Origin of the sequence: Agromyces albus, assembly GCF_004134825.1 — a bacterium.
Taxonomy (GTDB): domain Bacteria; phylum Actinomycetota; class Actinomycetes; order Actinomycetales; family Microbacteriaceae; genus Agromyces; species Agromyces albus.
In genome coordinates this window covers 50091-76439 of record NZ_SDPN01000018.1, presented here as the reverse complement: position 1 = coordinate 76439, position 26349 = coordinate 50091, and the positions used below count along the sequence as shown (strand labels likewise).

30 protein-coding genes and 1 pseudogene are annotated in these 26349 nt (G+C 69.6%); 3 read left to right on the top strand and 28 right to left on the bottom strand.

What is annotated here, in order from left to right; genetic code table 11:
• The 9 genes and pseudogenes from ESP51_RS11275 to glmS form a co-directional block, all read right to left on the bottom strand.
• Nucleotides 1-184 (bottom strand): annotated as a pseudogene (locus ESP51_RS11275) (hypothetical protein); the annotation flags it as partial.
• Nucleotides 185-227: 43 nt separating this feature from the next.
• Complete coding sequence (locus ESP51_RS11270) at nt 228-713, bottom strand: DUF4190 domain-containing protein (RefSeq protein ID WP_241843121.1); 486 nt, start codon at nt 711-713, stop codon at nt 228-230.
• Between the two features lie 57 nt (nt 714-770).
• A complete protein-coding gene (gene tsaD, locus ESP51_RS11265; RefSeq protein ID WP_129520998.1) occupies nt 771-1823 on the bottom strand; it encodes a tRNA (adenosine(37)-N6)-threonylcarbamoyltransferase complex transferase subunit TsaD in 1053 nt (350 codons plus the stop codon).
• Complete coding sequence (gene rimI, locus ESP51_RS11260) at nt 1820-2458, bottom strand: ribosomal protein S18-alanine N-acetyltransferase (protein WP_241843120.1); 639 nt, start codon at nt 2456-2458, stop codon at nt 1820-1822. Before rimI ends, tsaD begins: the two co-directional genes overlap by 4 nt.
• Nucleotides 2455-3075 (bottom strand): tRNA (adenosine(37)-N6)-threonylcarbamoyltransferase complex dimerization subunit type 1 TsaB, encoded by a 621-nt coding sequence (gene tsaB, locus ESP51_RS11255; RefSeq protein ID WP_129520997.1) that lies wholly within the window; start codon nt 3073-3075, stop codon nt 2455-2457. The genes rimI and tsaB overlap by 4 nt, the downstream gene beginning before the upstream one ends.
• Nucleotides 3076-3084: 9 nt before the next feature.
• The gene (tsaE, locus tag ESP51_RS11250; RefSeq protein WP_129520996.1) at nt 3085-3600 is read right to left on the bottom strand and encodes a tRNA (adenosine(37)-N6)-threonylcarbamoyltransferase complex ATPase subunit type 1 TsaE; all 516 of its coding nucleotides are present in this window, start codon (nt 3598-3600) and stop codon (nt 3085-3087) included.
• The gene (gene alr, locus ESP51_RS11245; protein WP_129520999.1) at nt 3597-4730 is read right to left on the bottom strand and encodes an alanine racemase; all 1134 of its coding nucleotides are present in this window, start codon (nt 4728-4730) and stop codon (nt 3597-3599) included. The genes tsaE and alr overlap by 4 nt, the downstream gene beginning before the upstream one ends.
• A gap of 1 nt (nt 4731) precedes the next feature.
• Complete coding sequence (locus tag ESP51_RS11240) at nt 4732-5127, bottom strand: holo-ACP synthase (RefSeq protein ID WP_129520995.1); 396 nt, start codon at nt 5125-5127, stop codon at nt 4732-4734.
• Between the two features lie 25 nt (nt 5128-5152).
• Nucleotides 5153-7003, bottom strand: a complete 1851-nt coding sequence (gene glmS / locus ESP51_RS11235) for a glutamine--fructose-6-phosphate transaminase (isomerizing) (protein WP_129520994.1) — start codon at nt 7001-7003, stop codon at nt 5153-5155.
• Nucleotides 7004-7073: 70 nt separating this feature from the next.
• Between glmS and coaA the strand changes: the two genes are divergently transcribed.
• The gene (gene coaA, locus ESP51_RS11230) at nt 7074-8030 is read left to right on the top strand and encodes a type I pantothenate kinase (RefSeq protein ID WP_129520993.1); all 957 of its coding nucleotides are present in this window, start codon (nt 7074-7076) and stop codon (nt 8028-8030) included.
• A gap of 7 nt (nt 8031-8037) precedes the next feature.
• Here coaA and glmM read toward each other — a convergent pair whose 3' ends face one another.
• The 4 genes from glmM to ESP51_RS11210 form a co-directional block, all read right to left on the bottom strand.
• Complete coding sequence (gene glmM / locus ESP51_RS11225; protein WP_129520992.1) at nt 8038-9411, bottom strand: phosphoglucosamine mutase; 1374 nt, start codon at nt 9409-9411, stop codon at nt 8038-8040.
• A gap of 23 nt (nt 9412-9434) precedes the next feature.
• Nucleotides 9435-9920: a 30S ribosomal protein S9 gene (rpsI, locus tag ESP51_RS11220; protein WP_129520991.1), complete on the bottom strand. Its 486-nt coding sequence runs from the start codon at nt 9918-9920 to the stop codon at nt 9435-9437.
• Between the two features lie 43 nt (nt 9921-9963).
• Nucleotides 9964-10410 carry a 50S ribosomal protein L13 gene (rplM, locus tag ESP51_RS11215; RefSeq protein WP_129520990.1) on the bottom strand — a complete coding sequence of 149 codons (447 nt, stop codon included), beginning with the start codon at nt 10408-10410 and terminating at the stop codon, nt 9964-9966.
• Nucleotides 10411-10604: 194 nt separating this feature from the next.
• Entirely contained in the window at nt 10605-11492 is an 888-nt protein-coding gene (locus ESP51_RS11210; protein ID WP_241843124.1) for a tRNA pseudouridine synthase A, read from the bottom strand.
• 139 nt (nt 11493-11631) lie between these two features.
• Between ESP51_RS11210 and ESP51_RS11205 the strand changes: the two genes are divergently transcribed.
• Complete coding sequence (locus ESP51_RS11205) at nt 11632-12336, top strand: hypothetical protein (protein ID WP_129520988.1); 705 nt, start codon at nt 11632-11634, stop codon at nt 12334-12336.
• Between the two features lie 90 nt (nt 12337-12426).
• On the opposite strand, the gene rplQ is transcribed toward ESP51_RS11205, so the two are convergent.
• The 12 genes from rplQ to ESP51_RS11145 form a co-directional block, all read right to left on the bottom strand.
• Nucleotides 12427-12966, bottom strand: a complete 540-nt coding sequence (gene rplQ / locus ESP51_RS11200; RefSeq protein WP_129520987.1) for a 50S ribosomal protein L17 — start codon at nt 12964-12966, stop codon at nt 12427-12429.
• 55 nt (nt 12967-13021) lie between these two features.
• Nucleotides 13022-14008, bottom strand: a complete 987-nt coding sequence (locus ESP51_RS11195) for a DNA-directed RNA polymerase subunit alpha (RefSeq protein WP_129520986.1) — start codon at nt 14006-14008, stop codon at nt 13022-13024.
• 130 nt (nt 14009-14138) lie between these two features.
• Nucleotides 14139-14537, bottom strand: a complete 399-nt coding sequence (rpsK, locus tag ESP51_RS11190; protein WP_022889749.1) for a 30S ribosomal protein S11 — start codon at nt 14535-14537, stop codon at nt 14139-14141.
• A gap of 30 nt (nt 14538-14567) precedes the next feature.
• On the bottom strand, nt 14568-14948 hold the full coding sequence (gene rpsM, locus ESP51_RS11185) for a 30S ribosomal protein S13 (RefSeq protein WP_129520985.1): 381 nt from the start codon (nt 14946-14948) through the stop codon (nt 14568-14570).
• A gap of 168 nt (nt 14949-15116) precedes the next feature.
• Nucleotides 15117-15230: a 50S ribosomal protein L36 gene (gene rpmJ, locus ESP51_RS11180; protein WP_129520984.1), complete on the bottom strand. Its 114-nt coding sequence runs from the start codon at nt 15228-15230 to the stop codon at nt 15117-15119.
• 68 nt (nt 15231-15298) lie between these two features.
• The gene (infA, locus tag ESP51_RS11175; RefSeq protein WP_021759551.1) at nt 15299-15520 is read right to left on the bottom strand and encodes a translation initiation factor IF-1; all 222 of its coding nucleotides are present in this window, start codon (nt 15518-15520) and stop codon (nt 15299-15301) included.
• Between the two features lie 163 nt (nt 15521-15683).
• Nucleotides 15684-16835, bottom strand: coding sequence for a mannitol-1-phosphate 5-dehydrogenase (locus ESP51_RS11170; protein ID WP_129520983.1), 1152 nt, complete (start codon nt 16833-16835; stop codon nt 15684-15686).
• Nucleotides 16832-17272, bottom strand: a complete 441-nt coding sequence (locus ESP51_RS11165) for a PTS mannitol transporter subunit IIA (protein WP_129520982.1) — start codon at nt 17270-17272, stop codon at nt 16832-16834. The genes ESP51_RS11170 and ESP51_RS11165 overlap by 4 nt, the downstream gene beginning before the upstream one ends.
• A gap of 128 nt (nt 17273-17400) precedes the next feature.
• Entirely contained in the window at nt 17401-18846 is a 1446-nt protein-coding gene (locus ESP51_RS11160) for a PTS mannitol transporter subunit IIBC (protein WP_338420345.1), read from the bottom strand.
• A gap of 106 nt (nt 18847-18952) precedes the next feature.
• Complete coding sequence (gene ptsP, locus ESP51_RS11155) at nt 18953-20635, bottom strand: phosphoenolpyruvate--protein phosphotransferase (RefSeq protein ID WP_129520980.1); 1683 nt, start codon at nt 20633-20635, stop codon at nt 18953-18955.
• Between the two features lie 42 nt (nt 20636-20677).
• Complete coding sequence (locus ESP51_RS11150) at nt 20678-20944, bottom strand: HPr family phosphocarrier protein (protein WP_129520979.1); 267 nt, start codon at nt 20942-20944, stop codon at nt 20678-20680.
• Nucleotides 20945-21035: 91 nt separating this feature from the next.
• Complete coding sequence (locus tag ESP51_RS11145; RefSeq protein WP_129520978.1) at nt 21036-21347, bottom strand: PTS sugar transporter subunit IIB; 312 nt, start codon at nt 21345-21347, stop codon at nt 21036-21038.
• Between the two features lie 228 nt (nt 21348-21575).
• Between ESP51_RS11145 and ESP51_RS11140 the strand changes: the two genes are divergently transcribed.
• A complete protein-coding gene (locus ESP51_RS11140; RefSeq protein WP_129520977.1) occupies nt 21576-23501 on the top strand; it encodes a BglG family transcription antiterminator in 1926 nt (641 codons plus the stop codon).
• 36 nt (nt 23502-23537) lie between these two features.
• Here ESP51_RS11140 and map read toward each other — a convergent pair whose 3' ends face one another.
• Genes map through secY form a run of 3 tightly spaced genes read right to left on the bottom strand, consistent with a single transcriptional unit; the run spans nt 23538 to nt 26317 of the window.
• Entirely contained in the window at nt 23538-24365 is an 828-nt protein-coding gene (map, locus tag ESP51_RS11135) for a type I methionyl aminopeptidase (protein ID WP_129520976.1), read from the bottom strand.
• Between the two features lie 9 nt (nt 24366-24374).
• Nucleotides 24375-24998, bottom strand: coding sequence for an adenylate kinase (locus ESP51_RS11130; protein WP_129520975.1), 624 nt, complete (start codon nt 24996-24998; stop codon nt 24375-24377).
• Nucleotides 24995-26317, bottom strand: a complete 1323-nt coding sequence (gene secY / locus ESP51_RS11125; protein WP_129520974.1) for a preprotein translocase subunit SecY — start codon at nt 26315-26317, stop codon at nt 24995-24997. The genes ESP51_RS11130 and secY overlap by 4 nt, the downstream gene beginning before the upstream one ends.
• Nucleotides 26318-26349 lie beyond the last annotated feature (32 nt).

Genomic DNA, 26349 nt, shown 5'->3' with positions numbered 1-26349 from the left:
CGGGCGGCTCGGGCGCTGCGGGCGGCTCGGGAGCCGACGGCACCTCGGGCTCGCTGGCGAACGGCTCAGCCGTCGCGCCGGCCTCGTCGGCCGAGACCGGCGACTCGGGCGCGGCCGCCACTTCGGGCTCCTCGGGCGTCTTCGGCACCTCGGGAACGTCGTCGGGTCTGTTCGGATCACTCATTGGCATTCGCCCTTCTTCGTGGTCGTGTTCTGCTGGCACGCGCTCAGTACGTCGTGACACCGGTGGAGTAGAGGGCGGCGAGCCCCGCGATCACGACGATGACGACGATGATCGAGAGCACGATGCCGATGTAGCCGATGATGAGGCCGGCGACCGCGAGGCCGCGGCCCTGCTCGCCGGTCTTCTTGATCTGGCCGAGTGAGATGTGTCCGCAGATGATGCCCGCGATGAATCCGATGCCTGTCGCGAAACCGACGAGGGATGCCACGAGGGAGACGATCGCGAGCGTGTTGGTCTTCCCGGTCGCCGGCTGGCCGTAGGCGCTCTCGGCCTGGCCGTAGGCGGGCGGGCCGGCGGGGGGCGTGCTGTAACCGGGTGCGGAGGGCCCCGTCGGCGGCACGGGCGGCACGTCTCGTCGGGGCTCGGGAGTGTTCGGATCGGTCACGATGGTCGTCCCCCTCATGCTGTGGTCATGCGCGCCGCCGTCTGCGGCGGGCGCGACGACGGCGTCGACTGGCGACTCCGGCATCTTCGAGTTCACACTATCGCGGCGATGGCACGATTCACAGGATCGCGGTCGGCACGGTCAGGCTTGGATTTCGGTGACGGGCAGCGTCGAGTCGGCGCCGAATCCGAGCTCGGACGGTGCGTGGCCCGCCATCACGAGCTGGGCGCCGAGCGCAGCGATCATGGCGCCGTTGTCGGTGCAGAGGGAGAGCGGCGGCACGCGCAGCGCGATGCCCGCGGCATCCGCCCGCGATCGGGCCACCTCGCGGAGCCGGGAATTCGCGACGACGCCGCCGCCGAGCAGGAGCCTCGGCACGCCGAGGTCGGCACACGCGGCGACGGCCTTGCCGACGAGCACGTCGACGACGGCCTCGCGGAAACTGGCGGCGACGTCGGCGAGTGGCACGGGTTCGCCGGCCGCCTCACGCTGTTCGACCCAGCGGGCGACGGCGGTCTTCAGCCCCGAGAAGCTGAAGTCGTAGCGATGAGCGGCCAGGTCTTTCGGGTGCGTGAGCCCTCGCGGGAAACGGATCGCCGCCGGGTCGCCGCCGATCGCGGCCCGGTCGATCTCGGGTCCTCCGGGATACGGCAGGCCGAGCACGCGCGCGACCTTGTCGAACGCCTCCCCCGCGGCGTCGTCGATCGTCTCGCCGAGCAACTCGACGTCGGAGACGAGGTCGCGCACGAGCAGCAACGAGGTGTGCCCGCCCGAGACGAGCAGCGCGACGGTGGGCGTCTCGAGCGGCGCCTCGTCGTCGAGCAGGTCGGCGCCGACGTGCCCGACGAGGTGGTTCACGGCGTAGATCGGCACCTCGAGCGAGAGGGCGAGGGCCTTCGCCGCTCCCACGCCGACCATGAGGGCGCCCGCGAGGCCCGGACCGTTGGTGACGGCGATCGCATCGATCTCGCCGAGCGTGACGCCGGCCTCGCCGAGCGCGGTGCCGATCGCCGGGCCGAGCGCTTCGAGGTGGGCTCTCGCGGCGACCTCGGGCACGACGCCGCCGTAGCGCGCGTGCTCCTCCATCGACGACGCGATGGTGTTCGCGAGCAGGGTCGTGCCGCGCACGATGCCCACGCCCGTCTCGTCGCACGAGGTCTCGATGCCGAGCACGAGCGGCCGGGTGCGGTTCATCGCGCCTCCCCAGCGTCGGCGCGACGCGGCTGCATTCCGAGCGCTGCGTGGGCACCGGATGCCGCGGGTCGCGTCACCGCGGCCGGCACCTCGAGTCGCATCGTGATCGCGTCGACGCCGTCGGGCTGGTAGTACCCGCGCCGCACGCCGATCTGGCGGAATCCGAGCGAGGCATAGAGCGCCCGCGCGATCGCGTTGTCGGCACGTACCTCGAGGAACAGCTCGGCGACGTGGCGGCGGCGGGCCTGGGTGATGAGCGCGTGCATGAGGCCGCGTCCGAGACCCATGCCCCGAGCGGCGGGAGCGACCGCGATGGTCTGGATGTCGCCTTGGCCGCTTCCGGCCGGGGCGAGCAGGCCAGCGTACCCGAGCAGGCCGACGGGCGGATACTCCGGTGCTGCGGCACCACCGGCTCCGTCGATGGTCGCGCCCGCGGCATCCGGTGCGTCGCCCTCTTCGGTCTCTGGCACGGGCGCCGGCGCGTCGTCGACGGCGACGAGGTAGTAGCCGTGGGGGCTCTCGAGCTCTCGGCGCATGGCGTCTTCGGGCCAGGCATCGGTGACGAAGGTCTCGCGCTCGAGGCGCATGATCGCGTCGAGGTCTTCGATCTTCGCGCGGCGCATCAGCACGCTCATCGCAGCACCCGCTTTCGAGCGGACGGCGTGACGTCGGGGGCCCTGAGGTACAGCGGCGCATCGCCCGCGAGCGGAAGGCGCCCGGCGGCGAAGGCGAGCTCGGCGAGCATGCCGATGGCGCCCGCCGGCACGAGGTGGGCGTCGAAGCGGATGCCGCGGGCGGCGGGCACCTCGTCGCGCGGAGCGAGCTCGGGCCCGGTGAGTCGCACGGGCAGGTCGTCGGCGTCGAGGCCGTCGTACTCGCTCACGGCGAACTCGCGTCGTCGCGCGTCGGTGACGACCTGCAGCCCGCCGGTGCCACCGTCGTGATACCACGACCACGCCACGGCGTCGTGGCTGACGACGGGGACGAACGGCCGGCCGATGCCGAGCGCGAAGGCGTGCGCGGCCGCGATGCCGACGCGGAGCCCCGTGAACGGCCCGGGCCCCATGCCGGCGGCGACCCCGGAGAGCCGGCTCGGCGTCACACCCGCCTCGGCGAGCGCGTCGCGGATGAAACCGCCCACGACTTCGGCGTGCCGCATGGAGTCGTCGGTGCCGACCTCGGCGAGGATGCCGCCCTCGCGGTCGACGACGGCGACGCTCGTGCCCGTCGAGGTGTCGATGGCGAGGAGCATGGATCCAGCCTACGGCCCGTCGGCGTAGGGGGTGCCCGCCCAGCGCGGGCCGTGGCCGGCCACTGTCAGCGTGCGCGGCTCGTCGGCGTCGAGCGGATCGTCATCGTCGAGATCGTCGACCACCTCGATCGCCGCGCTCGCACCGGTCGGCCGATCGATCGTGATCTCGAGCCATGACTCGCTCACGTCGTCGAGGAGGCCCGCGCCCCATTCCGCAACGACCACCGCGTGGTCGAAGTCGAGGTCGAGGTCGTCGAGCTGTGCCGCGCTGCCGAGCCGGTAGGCGTCGACGTGCACGAGCGGCGGCCCGCCGACGAGGCTCGGGTGCGTTCGAGCCAGCACGAACGTGGGACTCTGCACCGGCCCTCGCACGCCGAGGCCTGCCCCGATGCCTCGCGTGAGCGTGGTCTTGCCCGCCCCGAGCGGGCCGCTGAGCACGACGAGGTCGCCGGTGCGGAGCGCACCGCCGAGCTCACGGCCGAACGCCTCCATGTCTTCAGCCGTCGGCACCTCGATGCGCATCATCTGTCGTCCACGTAGCGACGCGGCACCCGCACGCCGATACGGGTGACGATCTCGTAGCCGATCGTGTCGGCGGCATCCGCCCAGTCATCGGCCGACGGCGCCCCCGACGACGGGTCGCCGAAGAGCACGACCTCGTCGCCGACGGCGACGGGCGCGTCGCCCACGTCGACGAGGAACTGGTCCATCGCGATGCGGCCGACGACCGGCCGGCGCGCGCCAGCGAGCCACACCTCCGCCCGGTTCGACGCCTGCCGCGGCACTCCGTCGGCGTAGCCGAGCGGCACGAGCGCGAGCGTCGTGGCGTGTTCGGCGCGCCAGGCGTGGCCGTAGGAGGCGCCGGTGCCGGCCTCGACGCGCCGCACGGCCGCGACCCTGCCACGCAGCGTCATCGCCGGTACGAGGCCGAGATCGGCGGCCGTGGTGCCGTCTCCGAACGGCGGCACCCCGTAGATGCCGATGCCGAGCCGCACGAGGTCGAACCGCGCCTCGGGCCTGCGCAGTGCCGCTGCGGTCGATGCGAGGTGACGCAGCTCTGGGGTGAGGCCCGCTGCGGATGCCACGTCGAGCGCTCGCTCGAAGGCGGCGACTTGCGCGGCATCCTCTGCGGGCGAGGTGTTCGCGAGGTGGCTGAACACGCCGCGAACGCGCAACCGGCCGTCGCGCTCGAGCTCGGCCGCGGCCCGGACGACGCGCTCCCAGTCGGCGGGGGCGACGCCGTTGCGACTGAGCCCGGTGTCGATCTTCAGGTGTACCGCGGCGATGCGGTCGACGGATGCCGCGGCCTGCGCGATCTCGTTCAGCTGATGAAGCGACGAGACGCCGAGGTCGACGTCGCGCTCGATCGCGGGCGCGAACCGGGCCCCGGGATCGTGGAGCCAGGCGAGCAGCGGCGCCGTGATGCCGGCGTCTCGGAGGGCGATCGCCTCATCGAGGTCGGATGCTCCGAGCCAGTCTGCTCCGCCGTCGACGGCCGCCCTGGCGACCGGCAAGGCGCCGTGGCCGTAGGCGTCGGCCTTGACGACCGCCATCGCGAGCGCGGGCGCGACCTGCGCCGCCAATGCGGCGACGTTGGCCCTGATCGCGGCGAGATCGACGACCGCCTCCCGGAACGGGTGCGGCGCGTCGGACATCTCACTCATCGCCGGCACTCGCGCGCACGGGCGGACCGGCGGTCTCGACCCCCTCGAGCACGACGAAAGCGCTCGCGATGCCCGCGTCGTGGCTCATCGAGAGGTGGATTCGTGCGATGCCGAGCGCCTCGACGTGCGCGGCGAGGGCACCGGCGAGCAGGAAGTCGGGATTGCCCTCGTCGTCTTGCACGATCTGCATGTCGTGCCAGCGAATGACCGCGTGCCCGCCGAGCGCCTTGATGAGCGCCTCCTTCGCGGCGAACCGCGCGGCGAGCGACCGAGGCGCACGCCCGCGTTCGCTCTCAGCGAACAATCGCTCGAGCAAGGCGGGAGTACGGGCAAGCGAGCGCTCGAAACGCCCGATGTCGACCACGTCGATGCCGATTCCCGAGATCACGATTGCCTCCGGCCTCGTCGCCGTGCTACTCGACCGTCACGGACTTCGCGAGATTGCGGGGCTGGTCGACGTCGAGTCCCTTGGCCTGGGCCAGCTCCATCGCGAAGAGCTGCAACGGCACGACCGCGAGGAGCGGCTCGAAGAGCGGGGCCGCGAGCGGAATGCGCAACACCTCGTCGGCGTACGGCAGCACCGCGGCATCCCCCGCCTCGGCGATCGCGATGACGCGCGCACCGCGAGCCCGGATCTCCTGGATGTTCGAGACCACCTTCGGGTGCAGCGCCGCAGAGCCTCGCGGGCTCGGCACGACGACGAAGACCGGCTGGCCGGGCTCGATGAGCGCGATCGGCCCGTGCTTCAGCTCGCCGGCCGCGAAGCCCTCGGCATGAATATAGGCGAGCTCCTTGAGCTTGAGCGCGCCCTCGAGCGCGATCGGGTAGCCGACGTGGCGGCCGAGGAAGAGCACCGAGCGGGTATCGGCCATCCAGTGCGCGAGCTCGCCGACGCGCTCGCCCTGCGCGAGCACGGTCTGGAGCTTGTCGGGCACCGCCTGGAGCTCGGCGAGCTGGGCCGCGAGCTTCTCGGGTGAGAGCGTGCCGCGCACCCGCGCGAGGTGCAGGCCGAAGAGGTAGAGGGCGGCGATCTGCGCGACGAAGGCCTTCGTCGAGGCGACGGCGACCTCGGGGCCCGCGTGCGTGTAGACCACGGCGTCGGATTCCCGCGGAATCGTGGCACCCTGCGTGTTGCAGATCGAGATCGTGCGAGCGCCCTGCTCCCGCGCGTACTTCACGGCCATGAGCGTGTCCATGGTCTCGCCCGACTGGCTGACCGACACCACGAGGGTCTCGGGGTCGAGCACCGGCTCGCGGTAGCGGAACTCGTGGCTGAGCTCCACCTCGACGGGCACGCGGGCCCACTGCTCGATCGCGTACTTCGCGACCATGCCGGCGTAGGCGGCGGTCCCGCACGCGATCACGGTGATGCGACGGATGCCGCGGAGCTCCTCATCGCCGAAGTCCTCGAGCTCGGGGATGACGACGGCACCGTCGACGATGCGGCCGAGGAGCGTGTTGGCGACCGCCTCGGGCTGCTCCGACACCTCCTTGCGCATGAACGACGACCAGCCGCCCTTCTCGGCGGCGGAAGCGTCCCATGCCACGTCGAACGGCTCGACCTCGACGGGCTCGCCGTCGAAGTCGGTCACGTCGACGCCGTCGGCCGTGATCGCGACGATCTGGTCTTGACCGATGGCCACGGCCCGCTTCGTGTACTCGACGAAGGCCGCGACATCCGAGCCCAGGAAGTTCTCGCCCTCGCCGAGACCGATGACGAGCGGTGAGTTGCGGCGCGCTCCGACGACGAGGCCGGGTGCGTCCTGATGTACGGCGAGGAGGGTGAAGGCACCGTCGAGGCGCGCGACCGTCGTGCGGAACGCCTCGCGCAGGTCGCCCTTCGCGCGGTACTCGCGGCCGAGGAGCACGGCGGCGACCTCGGTGTCGGTCTCACTCGCGAACTCGTAGCCTTCGGCGAGCAGTTCGTCTTTCAGCTGGGCGAAGTTCTCGATGATGCCGTTGTGGATGAGGGCGAGCCGGCCCTCGTCGCCCAGGTGCGGGTGCGCGTTGCCGTCGGTGGGGCCGCCGTGCGTCGCCCAGCGGGTGTGGCCGATGCCCGTGCCGCCGCGGTGCAGCGGGTGCGCCTCGATCTCGTCGGCGAGGACCTTCAGCTTTCCGGCGCGCTTCGCGGTCTCGATGGTTCCGTCGTCGTCGACGATCGCCACGCCGGCCGAGTCGTAGCCGCGATACTCGAGGCGACGGAGGCCTCCCATGAGAACGTCGATGCTGCTTCGCTCACCGACATATCCAACGATTCCACACATGCGCTCGATTCTATCCGTGGGGAGCTGGGCGCCCGCCGCGCAGGCGAGAGAGCGACACTAGACTGACGTGGTGCCCGATCAGAACACGTCGTCGTCGCAGGCACCCCAGAGTTCGCCGTTCATCGAACTCGATCGAGCCGATTGGGCCGCCCTCGCCCCATCGATGCCCGCGCCGCTCCGGGAGACCGAGATCGTGCAACTCCGCGGCCTCGGCGAGCCGCTCGACCTTCGCGAGGTCAACGAGGTCTACCTCCCGCTCAGCCGACTGCTCAACCTCTACGTGGGCGGCACGAAGTCGCTGCACAAGGTCACGAGCGAGTTCCTTCGCGAGCGGTTCGAGTCGACGCCCTTCGTGATCGGCGTCGCCGGCTCGGTCGCCGTCGGCAAGTCCACGATCGCGAGGCTCCTGCGCGAGCTCCTCGCACGCTGGGAGCACACGCCACGAGTGGAGCTCATCACGACCGACGGCTTCCTCTTCCCGAATGCCGAGCTCGAACGGCGCGGCCTCATGGACCGCAAGGGATTCCCCGAGTCCTACGACCGGCGGGCCCTCCTGCGCTTCGTGAGCGAGGTGAAGGCCGGGGCCGCCGAGGTGAAGGCGCCGTTCTACTCGCACCTCGCCTACGACATCGTTCCCGATGCCCAGGTCACCGTGCGCCGTCCCGACGTGCTCATCGTCGAGGGGCTCAACGTGCTGCAGCCCCCCGGCCCTGGTCACCGCCTCGCCGTGAGCGACCTCTTCGACTTCACGATCTACGTCGACGCGCGCACGAGCGACATCGCCTGCTGGTACGAGGAGCGGTTTCTGAAGCTCCAGCGGGGTGCGTTCGCGAACCCGCGCTCCTACTTCCATCGCTACGCGAGCCTCACCGAGGAACAGGCGCGCAATCGCGCACGCGAGATCTGGCACGCGATCAACGAGCCGAACCTGCTGCAGAACATCCGCCCCACCCGGTCGCGAGCCACGCTCGTGCTCCGCAAGAGCCCAGACCACTCGGTGTCGAGCGTGCTGCTGCGCAAGCTCTAGGCGCAGGTCAGGCGGCGCTGCCGTTCGCGAGTCGCACACGCACGACGTCGGCGAGGACCGCGGCATGGTGCTCGGCGACCGCCTGCTCGGCGGCCTCGACCATCACCCGCACCATCGGCTCGGTGCCCGACGGGCGAAGCAGCACGCGACCCGAGTCGCCCAGTTCGGCTTCGACGGCGGCGACCGCCGCGGCGATCTCGGCATCTTCGCCGAGAGCGTGGTGGTCGACGTCGCGCACGTTCACGAGCACTTGCGGGTACACCGTCATCACCGAGGCGAGCTCGGCGAGGGTCTTGCCGGTGCGCGCAATCTCGGCAGCGAGGTGGAGTCCGGTGAGCACGCCGTCGCCGGTGGTCGCGTACTGGGTCATGATGACGTGGCCCGACTGCTCACCGCCGAGCGCGAGGCCCTCGGCAGCGAGTGCTTCGAGCACGTAGCGGTCGCCGACCTTCGTCTCGACGACCCGGATGCCTCGTTCGGCCATCGCGCGCCGGAGGCCGAGGTTCGACATGACGGTCACCACGAGGGTGTCATCGGTGAGCTTTCCGCGCTCGTGCATCGACACCGCGAGGATCGCCATGATCTTGTCGCCGTCGACGATCTCGCCGTTCGCGTCGACCGCGAGGCAGCGGTCGGCGTCGCCGTCGTGGGCGATGCCGAGGTCGGCGCCGTGCTCCACCACGGCGGCCTGGAGCTGCCCGAGGTGCGTGGAACCGACTCCGTCGTTGATGTTCATGCCATCGGGATCGGCGCCGATGACGGTGACGCGGGCGCCGGCGTCGCGGAACGTCTCGGGCGAAACCCCGGCGGCAGCGCCATTCGCGCAATCGAGCACGACATGGAGGCCGTCGAGCCGATGCGGCAACGTGCCGAGCAGGTGCACGACGTACCGGTCTTCAGCATCGGCGAAGCGGCGGATGCGGCCGACTCCGTCGCCGATGGGCGCGAGCTTCGGCCGCCCGAGGAAGGACTCGATGCGGTCCTCGACCTCGTCGGGGAGCTTCGTGCCACCGAACGAGAAGAACTTGATGCCGTTGTCGGGCGCGGGGTTGTGCGACGCCGAGATCATCACGCCGAAGTCGGCACCGATGCTGTCGATCAGGTATGCCGTCGCGGGCGTGGGGATGACGCCGGCGTCGAGCACGTCGACACCCGAGCTCGCGAGGCCGGCCGACACCGCGGCGGTGATGAACTCGCCCGAGACGCGGGGGTCGCGCGCGACCACGGCGACGGGACGTCGACCCGCGGCGCGGAGCTCGTCGGCGTGGCGACCGCGAGTGAGGACGGCGGCGGCCGCCTGGGCGAGGCCCAGGGCCAGGTCAGCCGTGAGTTCACGGTTGGCCAGGCCCCGGACCCCGTCGGTTCCGAAGAGCCGAGGCATCGAGTGGACCGAACCCGAGCGCGTCAGCGCTTCGAGAACTGAGGAGCCTTGCGCGCCTTCTTGAGGCCGGCCTTCTTGCGCTCGATCACGCGCGCGTCGCGCGTGAGGAAGCCGGCCTTCTTCAGGCTGGCGCGGTTGTTCTCCCGGTCGATCTCGTTCAGCGCACGAGCGATCGCGAGGCGCAGGGCGCCCGCCTGGCCCGAGGGGCCGCCGCCCGTGATCTTCGCGACCACGTCGTAGGAGCCGGTGAGCTCGAGCACCGTGAAGGGGTCGGTGATGAGCTGCTGGTGCAGCTTGTTCGGGAAGTAGGCCGCGAACTCACGGCCGTTGACCGTGATGCTCCCGGCGCCGGGAACGAGCCGCACGCGGGCGATGGCCTGCTTGCGACGGCCGACAGCCGCGCCGCCGACGTTGAGCACGCGACGGGGGGTGCTGGGAGCAGCCTCAGGGGTGCTCTCGGTGGTGTAGCTCTCGGGAGCCGCTTCGATCTGGTCTGCGATCTTCGCCATGGTGGTGTGAATCCTTATTTCGAGAACGTCGAGTGCGCCGGAATTACTGGGCGACCTGGGTGAGGGTGTACGGCTTCGGCTGCTGGGCCGCGTGCGGGTGCTCCGGGCCGGTGTACACCTTCAGCTTCTTGAGCTGGGCGCGACCGAGCGAGTTCTTCGGGAGCATGCCGCGGATCGCCTTCTCGACGGCGCGGACGGGGTTCTTCTCGAGGAGCTCGGCGTAGCTGACGGCCGTGAGACCACCCGGGTAGCCCGAGTGACGGTAGGCCTTCTTCTGCTCGAGCTTCTGGCCGGTGAGGGCCACCTTGTCGGCGTTCACGATGATCACGAAGTCGCCGGTGTCGACGTGGTTCGCGAAGATCGCCTTGTGCTTGCCACGCAGCAGGGTCGCCGCGTGGCTCGCGAGACGACCGAGCACGATGTCGGTTGCGTCGATGACGACCCAGTCGCGCTGGATGTCGTTCGACTTGGGAGTAAAGGTGCGCGTCACGGAAGTGCTGCTTTCTGATCGAGTGAGGGGTTCGTGAATCCCACTCCGTTCGGGAGTTCGTTCGCGATGCGAGACGAACGCCCGGGTGGAGGGCTCATCTTCGGATGCCGACGCAGTCGACGACACCAAAGTGCAAGCTTAGCCGACAGACCGACAGGCGTCCAATCGCGGCGCTTCGCACTTCGTGCACGCGATCATTCGAGCTCGTCGGAGTCGGGCAGGTCGAGCTGCACGTGCAGTCGGCGACGAGCCCTCGTCTGCGCCGCCCTCGCCTCGAGCTCGTCGTTGTCGGGATATCCGACCTCGGTGAGCACGAGCCCCTTGGCGGGCATCACCGTGAAGGCGCTCGTTCGCTCCCCTGCCTGCAGCAGCTCGGCCGGCGCGCCGGCGTCGAGCCGGCCCTCCCCCACCGCGACGATCGCACCGACGACCGCGCGCACCATCGAGTGGCAGAACGCGTCCGCCTGCAGCGTCGCCACGAGCACACCGTCATCGTCACGCCGCGCCCACCGGTAGGACTGCAGCGTGCGGATCGTCGTGGCTCCCTCGCGCGGCTTGCAGTAGGCCGCGAAATCGTGGAGACCGACGAGCGTGTCGGCCGCGGCGTTCATGGCCGACTCGTCGAGGGCACGATGGATGACGACCGTGCGACGACGGTCGAGCGGATTGCGCCGAGCGGATGCGTCGGCCACGCGGTACTCGTACCTCCGCCACGCCGCCGAGAACCGGGCGTCGAACCCGCTCGGCGCCCGATCGATGCCGGTCACGACGACGTCGGCGTCGCTGCCGAGGATTCCGTTGACGCGCCGGGCGAGCACTCCCTCGGGGCTTGCCGCTTCAGCCGGGCGGCCGTGCCTCGAGCGAGTCACGGCGGCGAGCGCCTCGAGCGGCACGTCGACGTGCGCGACCTGCCCGAGCGCGTGCACCCCGGCGTCCGTGCGGCCGGCGACGGTGAGTCGCGGTGCCACGCCTGAGCGACGGAACAGCGTCGCGAGCGCCGCCTCGAGCACTCCCTGCACCGTGCGCAGCCCCGGCTGGCTGCTCCAGCCATTGAAGTCGGTGCCGTCGTAGGCGATGCCCAGGCGAAGTCGGACGACGGATGCCGCGGTGTCGCCGTTGCCCGCGGCATCCGTGTCGACTGCCGCATCCGCTCGATCGTTCACCGCACCAGCCTAGGCTGTCGCGCCATACTGGAGAGGTCGACGACGACAGGAGATCGCCATGACCGATCACTCCATTCCACGCACCACGCCCGAGCGGTGGCGCGGCCTCGCGAGGACCACCGGAGTCACGGCCATCGTCGCCGTGGTGCTCCTCTTCGGTCCGATCATCGCGATCTCGGCCGTGGGCGAGCCGCCCTTCGACGCGACGAACGAGGAAGCCGCGGAGTTCTTCCGCAACACCGATACCCCGTGGATCGCCGCGGCCCAGGCCACCGCCTCGATCGGCATGCTGGCCTTCCTGTGGTTCGTGGTCGGCTTCACGACCCTCTTGCGGCGCGTCGAGGGGGAGCCGGCTTGGCGCTCCACGGTGGCCCTCGTCTCGGGCACGCTCGTCGCGGCCTACGGGGTCATCGACGCGAGCTGGGACGCCGCGGGCAACCGCGGCCAGGATCTCGACCCGGCCGTTGCCGCCTTCGCCTTCGACCTCGGCAACCTCGGCTTCGCGAACGCCTGGCTCGCGCTCGGCAGCTTCGCGATCGCGAGCGGATGGGTGCTCCTCGTCAGCCGTGCACTGCCCGCGTGGTGGGGCTGGTGGGCGATCGTCGGCGGGGTCGGGCTCATCGCCGTCCGCTACGCCTGGGAGGGCTGGGTCTGGACCATCCCCTACTTCATCTTCTGGATCTGGGTGATCGCCATCGCGATCCGCCTCATCGGTCGACGCGCGCTCGAAGCCTCGACCATCGAAGCGGAGCACACGACCTGACCCTGCCTGCACGAGTGCAGCAGGGGCGGGAGGAATGGCGAAGGGCCCCGGTGCTGGTGCACCGGAGCCCTTCGTGAGTGGGAGTCGAGGCTACTTGGCCTCGGCCGACTCCTCGGCAGACGCCTCGGAGCCCGCAGCCTCGTCGACCGCGGCCTCAGCCTCGGTCACGACCTCGGCGGGAGTCGCCTCGGCGGCGGTCTCCTCGACTGGCGCCTCGTCGACGACCGGCGCCTCGGCAGCGGCGGGCTTCGCCGCGCGCTGCTTCGGCGTCACGGGCTCGAGCACGAGCTCGATGACCGCCATGGGGGCGTTGTCGCCCTTGCGGTTGCCGATCTTCGTGATGCGCGTGTAGCCGCCCTCACGGTCGGCCACCTGCGGCGCGATGACCGTGAACAGCTCGTGCACGACCGTCTTGTCGCCGATGACGCCGAGCACGCGACGGCGCGCGTGCAGGTCGCCGCGCTTCCCGAAGGTGACGAGTCGTTCGGCGAGCGGACGCAGGCGCTTGGCCTTCGTCTCGGTCGTGGTGATGCGCTTGTGCGTGAACAACGCAGCGGCGAGGTTCGCGAGCATCAACCGCTCGTGGGCGGGGCCGCCTCCGAGGCGGGGGCCCTTCGTGGGCTTCGGCATGGTTCGTTATCTCCAGTAGTCAGGGGGGTTGGTGCGACGGCCGGCTCGGCCGGCGTCAGCTCTCGTCGTCGAAGCCCGTGTAGAAGTGGGCGCCGTCGAATCCGGGAACCGAATCCTTGAGCGACAGCCCCATCTCGGTGAGCTTGTCCTTGACCTCATCCACCGACTTCTGGCCGAAGTTGCGGATGTTCATGAGCTGCGACTCCGAGAGCGCGACGAGCTCGGACACCGTGTTGATGCCCTCGCGCTTCAGGCAGTTGTAGCTGCGGACCGACAGGTCGAGGTCTTCGATCGGGATCGAGAGCTCGCTGGAGAGCACGGCGTCGACCGGCGCGGGGCCGATCTCGATGCCCTCTGCCGCGGTGTTGAGCTCGCGGGCGAGACCGAACAGCTCGGTGAGCGTGCGGCCGGCCGACGCGATCGCGTCACGCGGGGTGATGGCCGACTTCGTCTCGACGTCGACCACGAGACGGTCGAAGTCGGTGCGCTCGCCGGCACGCGTCGCCTCGACGCGGTAGGTGACCTTGAGGACCGGCGAGTAGATCGAGTCGACCGGGATCTGGCCGGCTTCGCTGTACTCGTTGCGGTTCTGGCTGGCCGAGACGTAGCCGCGGCCACGCTCGATCGTGAGCTCGAGCTCGAACTTCGCCGAGTCGTTGAGCGTCGCGATGACGAGACCGGGGTTGTGCACCTCGACGCCGGCGGGAGCCGAGATGTCGGCGGCGGTGACCTCACCGGCGCCCTGCTTGCGCAGGTAGGCGGTGATCGGCTCGTCGTGCTCGCTCGAGACGACGAGGCTCTTGATGTTGAGGATGATCTCGGTGACATCCTCCTTCACGCCCGGAACGGTCGAGAACTCGTGGAGCACGCCGTCGATGCGGATGCTCGTCACGGCTGCGCCGGGGATCGAGGAGAGGAGGGTGCGACGGAGCGAGTTGCCCAGGGTGTAACCGAAGCCCGGCTCGAGGGGCTCGATCACGAAACGCGAACGGAACTCCGAGATGTTCTCTTCGGTGAGCGTCGGGCGCTGTGCGATCAGCACTGTTGATTCCTTTCGGCAGAGTGTCCGCTATATGACACTTGCGAGGTACGAGGATCTTGAGTTGTGGAGAGAACGGATGCCCCGGGGGCCGAACGATGCCTTCGCAGCGTTCGACCACCGGAGCGGAGAATCAGACGCGGCGACGCTTGGGCGGGCGGCATCCATTGTGCGCCTGGGGCGTCACGTCGTTGATGCTGCCGACCTCGAGGCCAGCGGCCTGAAGCGAACGGATCGCGGTCTCACGGCCTGAGCCGGGGCCCTTGACGAAGACGTCGACCTTCTTCATGCCGTGCTCCTGCGCCTGGCGGGCGGCCGACTCGGCGGCGAGCTGTGCGGCGAACGGGGTCGACTTGCGCGAACCCTTGAAGCCGACGCCACCGGAGGAGGCCCAGCTGATCACGGCACCGTTGGTGTCGGTGATCGAGACGATCGTGTTGTTGAACGTCGACTTGATGTGGGCCTGGCCCACGGCGATGTTCTTCTTTTCCTTCTTGCGCGGCTTGCGAGTAGCCGCCTTGGGTGCTGCCATTGAAATCTCCTAGTTCTGGCGAACGAGCGGTTACTTGCGGCCGGGCTTCTTCTTGCCGGCAACGGTGCGCTTCGGGCCCTTGCGGGTACGAGCGTTGGTCTTGGTGCGCTGGCCGCGGACCGGGAGGCCGCGACGGTGGCGGATGCCCTCGTACGATCCGATCTCGACCTTGCGGCGGATGTCGGCCGCGACTTCACGGCGAAGGTCACCCTCGACCTTGAAGTTGCCTTCGATGTAGTCGCGGAGGGCGACGAGCTGCTCGTCGCTGAGATCCTTCACGCGGATGTTGCCGTCGATGCCGGTGTCAGCGAGCGTGCTGAGCGCTCGCGTGCGGCCGACGCCGTAGATATAGGTCAGTGCGATCTCCACGCGCTTCTCGCGCGGGATGTCGACTCCTGCCAGACGTGCCATGTTGGCTTCTCCTGAATTGAAGTGGAGGTGTGGAGCAACACCGGTGCCCGGGCCTCCAACCCGAGGTGTCCCCGAGGCATCGGAGATGCCGCGGTTCTGGTGTTGCCGAATGCGGTGTTCAGTTGTGGAAAGCGGGGCGCGCACGCGGCGCACCCCGACGTCTGGCGATTAGCCCTGGCGCTGCTTGTGGCGCGGGTTCTCGCAGATCACCATGACATTGCCGTGGCGACGGATGACCTTGCACTTGTCGCAGATGCGCTTGACGCTGGGGTTGACCTTCATTGTTGTTCCTAGGATTCGCTGTCTTCGTACCCGCGGGATGCCGCAGGCCGTTACTTTCCGAGCAGCCCTTACTTGTAGCGGTAGACGATGCGGCCGCGCGTCAGGTCGTATGGGCTCAGTTCCACGATCACGCGGTCCTCGGGGAGGATGCGGATGTAGTGCTGGCGCATCTTTCCTGAGATGTGCGCGAGGACCTTGTGCCCGTTCGTGAGTTCCACCCGGAACATCGCGTTCGGGAGGGCCTCGACGACCGAACCTTCGATCTCGATGACGCCGTCTTTCTTGGCCATAGCCTCACTATCGCTTGGAGTTGGGATGCTGGTCGTGCGATGTGTTCGCGACCGACGATCGCTCGTCGGGCATGCCGAAGTAGGCGTGCAAACACCAAGGATCAACTATAGGTGATTCCGGGCGGGTTCGCCAGTCGGCGCCGCGGATGCCGCGCTCCGACCGTCACCCGGCGGTCTTGATGCGCGTGACCTCGGCGACGAGCCCCTGCTCGAGCGGATGCCCCGCGGGGATTCCGGTGATCTCATGCACGAACGCCGGGGCGTCGCGCGAGCGCAGCAGTTCCCGCAACTCGACGCTCTCGGGATCGGACGGCAGGTCGAAACGCAGTGCCGCGCCGACCGCCGCAAGCAGGCCGTCGACGGGATGCCCGTGCTCGGCGAGCTCCGCCGCCGGGCCGATGAACCGCTCATGGCGGCCGAGCTTGCGCAGCGGCTGGCGTCCGACACGCTCGACCGTGTCGGGCAGCTCGGGATTCCGGAATCGCTCGAGGATCTTCGCCCGATAGGCCGCTTGCTCGTCGTCGGTGAAGCCGTGCTTGCGGACGATGAGGGTCGACGTCTCGCCGAGCACCTGCTCGACCGCGACGGCCACGACGGGATCGGCGAGCGCCTCGCTGATGCGTTCGTGTCCGGCATCGCGACCGAAGTACGCCGTCGCGGCATGGCCCGTGTTCACCGTGAAGAGCTTGCGCTCGATGTACGGCGCGAGGTCGGCGACGAAGTGCGCACCCGGGATCTCGGGAGCGACCGCGCCGAACGGTGGCCGCTCGATCGCCCACTCGAAGAACGTCTCGACGGTCACGTCGAGACCCGCGTCGGGCGCCTGTGCCGGCACGATGCGGTCCACGGCGGTGTTCGCGAACACCGCGCGGGCGGCGATCGACGGCCACTCCTCGGCGCTCGAGAGCGACGCGATCTCGTCGCGGAGCAGGTCGGTGGCGTTGATCGCGTTCTCGCACGCCATTATCGCGAGCGGTGCGGCATCCGCGGGCCTCGCCCGCAGCGCGGCGATGAGGTGCGGGGCGATGAAGCGCAGGACCGTGGGGCCGACGGCGGTGGTCACGAGATCGGCGTCGGCGAGCTCGGCGGCGAGCAACGCGGCATCCGTGGCACTGTTGACGGCCCGGTACCCGTCAACGACGCGGTCGCGCGCACCGGCGCCCACCTCGTGCACCGTGTAGTGGTCGGATGCCGCGAGGTCGTCGATGAGCGTCGCGTTGACGTCGGCGAACACGAGCTCGTAGCCCGCCTCGTGGAGGAGGAGGCCGACGAAGCCGCGCCCGATGTTGCCGGCGCCGAAGTGCACGGCCTTCACGGTTCGTTGACCTCGGACAGCAGGGAGTGCAGCTCATCGGCCGACCCTGCGTCGACGAGGCGCTGCACGGCGTCGTCGTCGGAGAAGATGATCGCGATCTTCGAGAGGATCTCGAGGTGCTCGTTCTCGATGCCGGCGATGCCGACGACGAATCGCGCCTCCTCGCCGCCCCAGTCGACCGGGTCGTCGTAGCGGATCACCGAGAGCGCCGAACGGCGGATCTTGTCCTTCGCCTCGTTCGTGCCGTGGGGTATGGCGAGGAAGTTGCCCATATACGTCGAGACCGAGCTCTCGCGCTCGAGCATCGAATCGACGTAGGCCGGGTCGACGGCGCCGACCTCCACGAGGATCGAACCGGCTTCGCGGATCGCGTCGTCGCGGTGTGCGGCGCGCGGCGCGAGCCGCACGTTGCCAGCGGGGAGGATCTCTTCGGTCATGGGGTTCTCCTTCTACTCGTCGTCTCCAACATGACGTCGGCCCGAAGCCGGCGGCAACCCCCTTTCAGAGGCTGCCGCGGCTTCGGGCTGCCGCCGTTCTCGTGCGGTCGATCGTCGCGGAACGACGATCAGCGCACCCCTTCGCTCTGGAGGAGGTTCACGATCTCGTCGTACTTCGGCGAGTTCATGAAGTTCTCCACCGACACGTGCAGCGCGTTCGGCGACTGCAGCTTCGCGCGGTCGGTGAGGTCCTGGTGGGTGATCACGAGGTCGACGTCGTCGGTGAGGTTCGCGATCGCCTTGTTCGTCACCGTGACGCTGTCGATGCCGGCCTTCTTGATCTTGTTGCGGAGCACCGTCGCACCCATCGCACTCGAGCCCATTCCCGCATCGCAGGCGAAGATGATCGTGTGGATCGGCTCCCGCTCGAATGCGGCCTCCTCGCCCTCCTCGACGAGTCCGGCACCGGCGGCGACGCCCTCTGCCTGGAGGCCCTGGAGCACGTCGCTCTTCTTGCCCTTGGCCGCCTCGGTCTTCGCGATGGCTGCCGACAGGTCGCCGGCGTCCTCCTTCTCGAGGTCGCGCTTGCGGCTCGCGCGCAGGATCACCGCGGAGATGACGAACGAGACCGCCGCTGCGAGCACCACCGAGAGGATGACCCCGACGTAGCTGTCGGAAGCAGTCTGGATCAGCACAGCGAAGATCGAGCCCGGAGCGGCCGGCGCGCGGAGGCCTGTCTGGAACAGCACGTTCGTCGCGACACCGGTCATGCCGCCGGCGATCGCAGCGATGATGAGAAGCGGCTTCATGAGCACGTACGGGAAGTAGATCTCGTGGATGCCGCCGAGGAACTGGATGATGATCGCGCCGGGCGCGCTGGCCTTGGCCATGCCGACGCCGAAGAACGTAAAGGCGAGCAGGATGCCGAGGCCGGGACCGGGGTTCGCCTCGATCAGGAACAGGATCGACTTGCCGGTCTCCTCGGACTGCTGGATGCCCAGCGGGGTGAAGACGCCGTGGTTGATGGCGTTGTTCAGGAAGAGGATCTTTCCGGGCTCGACGAGGATCGACACGAGCGGCAGCAGCCCGAGGGTGACGAGCCAGTTGACCGCGCCCTCCAGCCCGTTGCTGACCACGGTGACCGCCGGAGCGAACGCATAGAAGCCGACGAGCGCGAGCAGCATGCCGACGATGCCGGCTGAGAAGTTGTTCACCAGCATCTCGAAGCCGGCCTTGATCTTCCCCTCCCACAGGCGGTCGAGCTGCTTCATGACCCACGCGGCCAGCGGGCCCATGATCATCGCACCGATGAACATGGGGATACCCGCGCCGACGATCACGCCGACGGTCGCGATGGTGCCTACCACGCCGCCACGGGTGTCGTAGACCATGCGGCCACCCATATTCGCGATGAGCAGCGGCAGCAGGTAGGTGATCATCGGACCGACGAGGCCGATGTTCTCCGTGCCGTCGGGGCTCGGGAACCCGCCGAGCTCGGGAACGGGGATCGGCCCGACCTGGATGAACAGCGCAGTGATGAACCCCCACGCGATGAACGCCGCGATGTTGGGCATGATCATTCCGCTGAGGAACGTGCCGAACCTCTGGACCGCGACGCGCCCTCCCCCAGGCCGCTTCGTGTTCGAAGACGTCGTTGTCATGGTGATGCCTCTCTCATGGTTACGGCGCGGGAGCCCGCGTCGCAGTGATCTCGGATGCGGCGGCGTGTGCCGCCTGCTTGGCTTCGGCCGCTCCCTCAGCGGCCAAGGCTGCCTGGGCGAGCGCCTTGGCGTCGTCCTGGCTGTACCGCGCGAGGGATGCGCGGACATCTGCGAGTGCCGATGGCGACATCGACAGGCTCGTGGCGCCGAGGCCCACGAGCACGACGGCGAGCAGCGGGTCGGCGGCGGCCTCGCCGCAGATGCCGACGGGCTTGCCTGCTGCGGCCCCGGCCCGGCCCACGTCGGCGATGAGCTGCAGCACCGCCGGGTGCCACGGGCTCTGCAGGTTCGCGACCGTGCCGAGCAGGCGGTCGGCGGCCATCGTGTACTGGGTGAGGTCGTTCGTGCCGATCGAGGCGAAGTCGCAGGCGGCGAGCACACGGTCGGCGATGAGTGCGGCCGACGGGGTCTCGACCATGACGCCGGTCACCCGGATGCCGAGCTCCGTCGCGAGCGCGTGGAAGTAGCGAGTCTCCTCTACGGTGGCGATCATCGGCGCCATGACCCAGAGCTCGGCCGAGGTCGCGGCATCCGCTGCGGCGAGCGCCGTGAGCTGCTCACGCAGGATGACCTCGGCGTGTCGGAGCGCGCGGATGCCGCGGAGCCCGAGCGCCGGGTTCTCCTCGGGAGCGTCGTTCAGGAACGAGAGCGGCTTGTCGGCGCCCGCGTCGAGCACGCGCACCACGACCTTCTTGCCGGCGAATGCCGTCAGGAGCCGCGTGTAGTGCTCCTGCTGCTCGCGCACACTCGGCGCGCTGTCGGCGTCGAGGAAGAGGAACTCGGTGCGGAAGAGGCCGACGCCCTCTGCGCCGAGCTTCAGCGCCTCGGCGGCGCCGTCGGCGGAACCGAGGTTCGCGAGGAGCGGCACGGGCGTGCCGTCGGCGAGCGAACCGGGTGTCACGGGGGCCGCCTCGAGGGCCGCGCGCTCGGCGATGCGAGCCTTCGCGTCGGCGATCTGCTCGGCGGTCGGTGCGGCGACCACGAGGTCGCCTGCGGCGTCGACGATGACGGTGTCGCCGTCGGCGAGGCTCGCGGCATCCGCTGCTCCCACGATCGCGACGATCGACTTCTCACGCGCGAGGATCGCGGTGTGCGAGGTGGGGCCGCCGTCGACGGTCACGAGGCCGAGCACCTGGTCGAGGTCGAGCGTGGCCGTGTCGGCCGGCGCGAGATCGCGGGCCACGAGGATGAACGGATGCCCCGGGCTCGGCACCCCCGGCGCCGGCAGTTTCAGCAGGTGGGCGATGACCCGTTGCGAGATGTCGTCGAGGTCGGTGGCGCGTTCCGCCATGTAACCGCCCATGCCGGCGAGCAGGTCGCGGTACGAGGCGAAGGCCTCGAACACGGCGCGCTCGGCGGTCTTGCCCGTCGCGAGCCGCGTCGTGACCTCGTCGATGAGGCTCGGGTCCTCGGCCATCATGGCTTGCGCCTCGAGCACGTCCTTCGCGGCGCCGCCGGCCTTCGCCCCGCGGCTCGCGAGCTCCGCGGCGACGACCGAGAGCGATGCCCTCGCCCGTTCGCCCTCGCGCTCGGGGTCGAGGTGGCTCGGCCGGTCGACCGGTTCGGGCAGTCGTTCGGCCATTCGCACGACCGGCCCGACTGCGACACCCTGACCGATGCCCGTACCCGTGATGTTCATCATTCGCCTTCCTCGAGCGGTTCGAAGGGAGACGGATGCCCCGCGCTACTCGTCGTGGTCGGTGCTGAGCAGCTCGACCAGCCGGTCGAGCACGACGTGCTCGTCACCGCCGTCGACGACGATCGTGACGTCGTCGCCGTGGTCGATGCCCTGTGCGATGACCGCGAGAATGCTCGCAGCGTTGACGGGGTTGCCACCGGACTTGCTGATCGTGACAGTGGCCCCCGACGAGGCGACGGCCTGGGTGAAGAGTTTGGCAGGCCTCGCGTGCAGGCCGTGCGTCGATCCGATTCGAACTGTGCGTTCCACCATGATTCCGGTCTCCGTCGCTGGCGTCCGTTCCCTCGTTCACCATATCCCCATGCAGCAGGTGACGAGGGGGCGGCGGTTGCCGCGTACTGGTTCATGATCCGGCCCCAGCGAACTCGAGGGCCAGGTCGAGGGCATCCTCGCCGTCGGGCGCAGCTGCGGCGCTCTCGGGCAGGATCGCGATCGGCACGGATGCCGCCGCAGCGCGTTCACGCAGTCGGTCGACACGCTCCGCGAGGTGCGCGCCGATGAGCAGCACGTCTGCCCCGGCGAGCGCCGCATCCAGCGCGGACTCGCTCGTGGCCTTCGCCTCGACGTCGAGCCCGCGGGCTGCTGCGGCCGTGCGGATCCGGTGTGCCACGAACGTGCTCGACGCGCCGGCACCGCAGACGACGATGATTCGCACCCTGCACCTCCTCGCCCCGGCCGCTTCGCGGTCTCCGTTGATCGTGTCGGCCGCGGCGTGCGCCGCGATCACTGTCGATTCTGCGCCCCGGCACGGCCGGCCTCCAGCAGATCCGCTTCCGCTCCCCCGGAAAATCCGCTGCAGGAGGCGCCCTCGGCCCGCGCCGGGTGGTTGACTGGCAGCACCGCTCGGCGCCGCGTGGCGCGGGCGCCGACCCTGGAGCATTGCGTGGCCGAGAAGTGGGAGCGACTCGTCGAGGTCCTCGCTCGCGAGCACGACTGGACGACGGCCGGGGCGCTCGCCGATCGGCTCGGCGTCACGGCGCGCACGATCCGCAGCTACGTCGCGCAGGCGAACGCCGCCGGCGGCCCGGTGGTCGTGTCGGGCCCGCTCGGCTATCGGCTCGACCGTTCGGCTTGGGCTGCACGTGGTGCACTCGCCCCGAGTGACGTCTCCCCCGCCGCTCGAACGGCTCGCGTCATCCGCTCGCTCATCGACGCCGACGACGGCATCGACGTGTTCGAGACGGCGGGCGACCTGCACGTGAGCGAGTCGACGATCGAGTCGGACCTGGGCCGCATCCGATCGCGCCTCGACGGATCGGCGCTCAACCTCGTGCGGAGCGGGCCGCGGGTCTCGCTCACTGGGCCGGAGTCCGCGAGGCGGCGGCTGCTCGGCGTGCTGTTCCGCGAGGAGTCCGCTCGCGGCATGATCGAGCTCGATGAACTGCGTGCGACGTTTCCCCAACTGCCCGCGTTCCGCGGCGCGCTTGTGGCGGGCCTCGCCGAGGCGGGGTTCGCGCCCAACGAGTACGGGCTCAACGACGTGCTCCTGCACATCGCGATCGCACTCGACCGCGTGGCTCGCGACCATCCGCTCGACGCCGACGACGCCGTGCCCGACCGCGCCGCTCGGGCGGATGCCGACGCAGCCGCCGACGACCGCGGGCGACTCATGCTCCTGCTCGACCGGCTCATCGCCGAGCACTTCGGCCGCTCGATCGGCGAGGCGGAGCTCGGCCACCTCGCGCGCCTCCTGCAGACGCGCGCGGCGACGCGAACAGCGTCAACGGCGACGACGGATGCCCCGGCACCGCCGCAATCCGCCCGCGTCGGCCTCGTGCGGGCCATCGTCGCGCGAGCAGCCGCCGAGTACCTGATCGAGCTCGACGACGGCGACTTCGTCGAACGCCTCGCACTGCACGTCGACAACCTCGTCGCCAGGGCCCAGGAACAGCGCTATTCCCGCAACCCCCTGACGACCACGATCAAGTCGGCGTATCCGCTCATCTACGACCTCGCCGTCTACATCGCGAGCGAGCTGGCGCGCACCGAGGGCATCGCCGTCAACGACGACGAGATCGCCTACATCGCCATGCACGTCGGTGCGAACCTCGACCGGCGCAGGGCGGTCGACGAGCGAGTCCGGGCCGCGATCGTCGCGCCCGCCTACCACGACGTGCACACCGCCCTTGCGGCGCGCATCAGGGCGGCCTTCGGCGACGACCTCGATCTCGTCTCGCTCATCGACCGTGCCGACGTCGAATGGGCCTCGCTGCAGGCGGAGCTCGTGATCTCAGTGGTCGAGCCGGCGGTGCCGGTCGAGCACCTCGTGCTGGTCTCGCCGTTCCCGACCGAGGGCGACCTCGACCGCGTGCGCGGCGAGATCGGGCGCATCCGGCGGGCGCGGCGGCGCGGCCGACTCGCGGCATCGCTCTCCCGGTATATCGCCCCGGAGTTGTTCGTGCGTGGGATGCGGGGCCTCGACCGCGAGGGCGTCATCCGGGCACTCGGCGACCGCATGATCGCCGAGGACGTCATCGACCATACCTACGTCGAGGGAGCAATCGAGCGGGAACGCATGTCGTCGACGGCGTTCACCGAGCAGCTCGCCGTGCCGCACGCGATGACCATGTCGGCCAAGCGCACCGCCATCGCGATCGCGATCGACGAGACGCCGCTCGACTGGGCGGGGGCTCGCGTGAACGTCGTCGCGCTCATCGCGTTCTCCGAAGCGGGGCGGGCCGAGTTCCAAGACGTGTTCGACCAGTTCGTCGAGGCCTTCTCCGAGCGCGAGAATGTGCAGCGGCTCGTGCACGGCGCACGGGACTACCCCGGTCTGCTCGTCGAGCTCGCGCACCTCATGGAGCCCTGAGCCTCGTCGCAGTGGCTCAGGGTCGCGTCGTCCGGCTCAGGGAATCGGAACGGGACGCACGCCGTAGGGCTCGAGCCCCGCAGCGCCGCCGTCTTCGGCGGTGAGCACCCAGATCCCGTCACCGTGCACGGCGACGGAATGCTCCCAGTGCGCGGCATCCGCACCATCGGCGGTGGTGACCGTCCACTCGTCGTCGCGCACGAAGGTCTCGACGGCGCCCGCGACGATCATCGGCTCGATCGCGACGACGAGCCCGGGCTTCACGGGGATGCCGCGCCGGTCGACCCGGTAGTTGAAGACGGGGGGCTCCTCGTGCATCGATCGACCGATGCCATGGCCGACGTAGTCGGTCAGGATGCCGTATTCGCCGTCTTCACGCACGGAGTCCTCGATCGCGGCACCCACTTCATTCAGGTGGGTGGCACCGGCGAGAGCGGCGATGCCCCGCCACAGGGCGCGCTCCGTGACCGAGGAGAGCTGCTCTCGTGCCGCGACCACCTGGGGCCTCGAAGGATCGGCCAGCACGACGGTGAACGCCGAATCGCCGTTCCAGCCGTCGAGCTCGGCACCGCCGTCGACCGAGACGATGTCGCCCGGGCGGAACGGACGTTCGCCGGGGATGCCGTGCACGACGTCGTCGTCGACCGAGACGCACAGGGTGTGCCGGTAGCCGGGTACGAGCTGGAAGTTCGGCCGGCCGCCGAGATCGCGGATGACGCGCTCAGCGGCGGCGTCGAGCTCGAGCGGAGTGGCACCGGGTTGCAGCAGGCGCCGCGCCTCAGCGAGCGCCGCGGCCGTCGCGGCGCCCGCCGCGCGCATGGCACGGAGTTCGACCGGCGACTTGTAGACGGAGCGCTTGAACACGAACGCGGGTCAGGCCGTTGCAGCCGTGGGCGCGTCGGGCAGGATTCCGCGGTCGGCGAGGGCGGCGAAGATTCGAGCCGTGACCTCGTCGAGCGAGCCGACGCCGTCGATCTCGGCGACGATCCCGCGATCGCGATAGATGCCGAGGATCGGCGCCGTCTCGCGTTCGTAGATCGCGAGGCGATTGGCGATGATCTCTTCGGTGTCGTCGTTGCGGCCCTGTTCGACCGCGCGCTGGTGGAGCCGGCGGATGCTCTCGTCACGAGGGACGATGAGCTCGATGACCGCATCGAGGGACTCGCCGCGAGAGCGGAGGAACTCGTCGAGATCGTCGAGCTGGCCCTGATTGCGCGGGTAGCCGTCGAGCAGGAAGCCCCGCGCTGCATCGGGCTGCGAAAGCCGATCGCGCACGAGTTCACTGGTGAGCTCATCGGGCACGAGGTCACCCGACTCGATGATGGCCTGCACCCGCTTGCCGAGCTCGGTGCCGCCGGCGACGTTGGAGCGGAAGATGTCGCCGGTGGCGACCTGCGGAACCCCGAACGCCTGGGCGACGAGCACGCCCTGCGTGCCCTTGCCCGAGCCCTGCGGGCCTACGATCAGCAATCGGACCGAGGCGCCCGACGCCGTCATCGGAGGAGTCCTTCGTAGTGCCGCTGCTGGAGCTGGGCGTCGATCTGCTTCACGGTCTCGAGGCCGACACCCACGATGATCAGGATCGAGGCGCCGCCGAACGGGAAGTTCGCGTTTGCTCCCACGAAGGCCAGCGCGATCAGCGGGATGAGCGCGACGACACCCAGGTAGAGCGAGCCGGGCAGCGTGATGCGGGTGAGCACGTAGTCGAGGTACTCGGCCGTCGGACGGCCCGCACGGATGCCGGGGATGAACCCGCCGTACTTCTTCATGTTCTCGGAGACCTCGTCGGGGTTGAACGTGATCGCGACGTAGAAGTACGTGAACCCGACGATGAGGAGGAAGTACAGGAGCATGTAGAACGGCTGGTCGCCCTGCGTGAGGTAGTTCGTGATCCACGTGACCCACGCCTGCGGCGTCTCGCCGGCGGCCGGCTGATTGAACTGGGCGATGAGCGCCGGCAGGTACAACAGCGAGGAGGCGAAGATGACGGGCACGACGCCGGCCATGTTGACCTTGATCGGGATGTAGGTGTTGTTGCCACCGTACGTTCGCCGACCCACCATGCGCTTCGCATACTGCACCGGAATGCGCCGCTGCGACTGCTCGACGAACACCACGGCGACGACGATCAGGAGGCCGATGGCGAGCACGAGGGCGAAGATCTCGAAGCCGCGCTGCTGAGCGATCGACCAGAGCGAACCGGGGAAGGTCGCGGCGATCGACGTGAAGATGAGCAGCGACATGCCGTTGCCGATGCCGCGCTCGGTGATGAGCTCGCCCATCCACATGATGAGGCCGGTGCCGGCGGTCATCGTGATGACCATGAGGAGGATCGCGTACCAGGCATCGTTCGTGATGAGCTGCGTGCACTCGGTGGCGCCCTGCGGGAACAGTGCTCCGGAACGGGCGACCGTGATGAGGGTCGTCGACTGCAGCACGCCGAGCGCGATCGTGAGGTAGCGCGTGTACTGCGTGAGACGGCCCTGGCCGGCCTGGCCCTCTTTGTAGAGGGTCTCGAAGTGTGGGATCACCACACGCAGCAGCTGCACGATGATCGACGCGGTGATGTACGGCATGATGCCGAGCGCGAAGATCGAAAGCTGCAGCAGCGCGCCGCCCGAGAAGAGGTTGACGAGGTCGTAGAGACCTGCCGCGCCGTTCTGGTTGGCCGCGAGGCACGCCTGCACATTGCCGAAGTCCACGAAGGGCGCCGGAATGAAGGAACCGAGGCGGAACAGGGCGACGATGCCCAGCGTGAATCCGATCTTGCGGCGAAGATCCGGCGTGCGGAAGATCCGCCCGATGGCGTTGAACACTCGTCCTCCTGTTGCTCCGTCGTGGAGTCAGT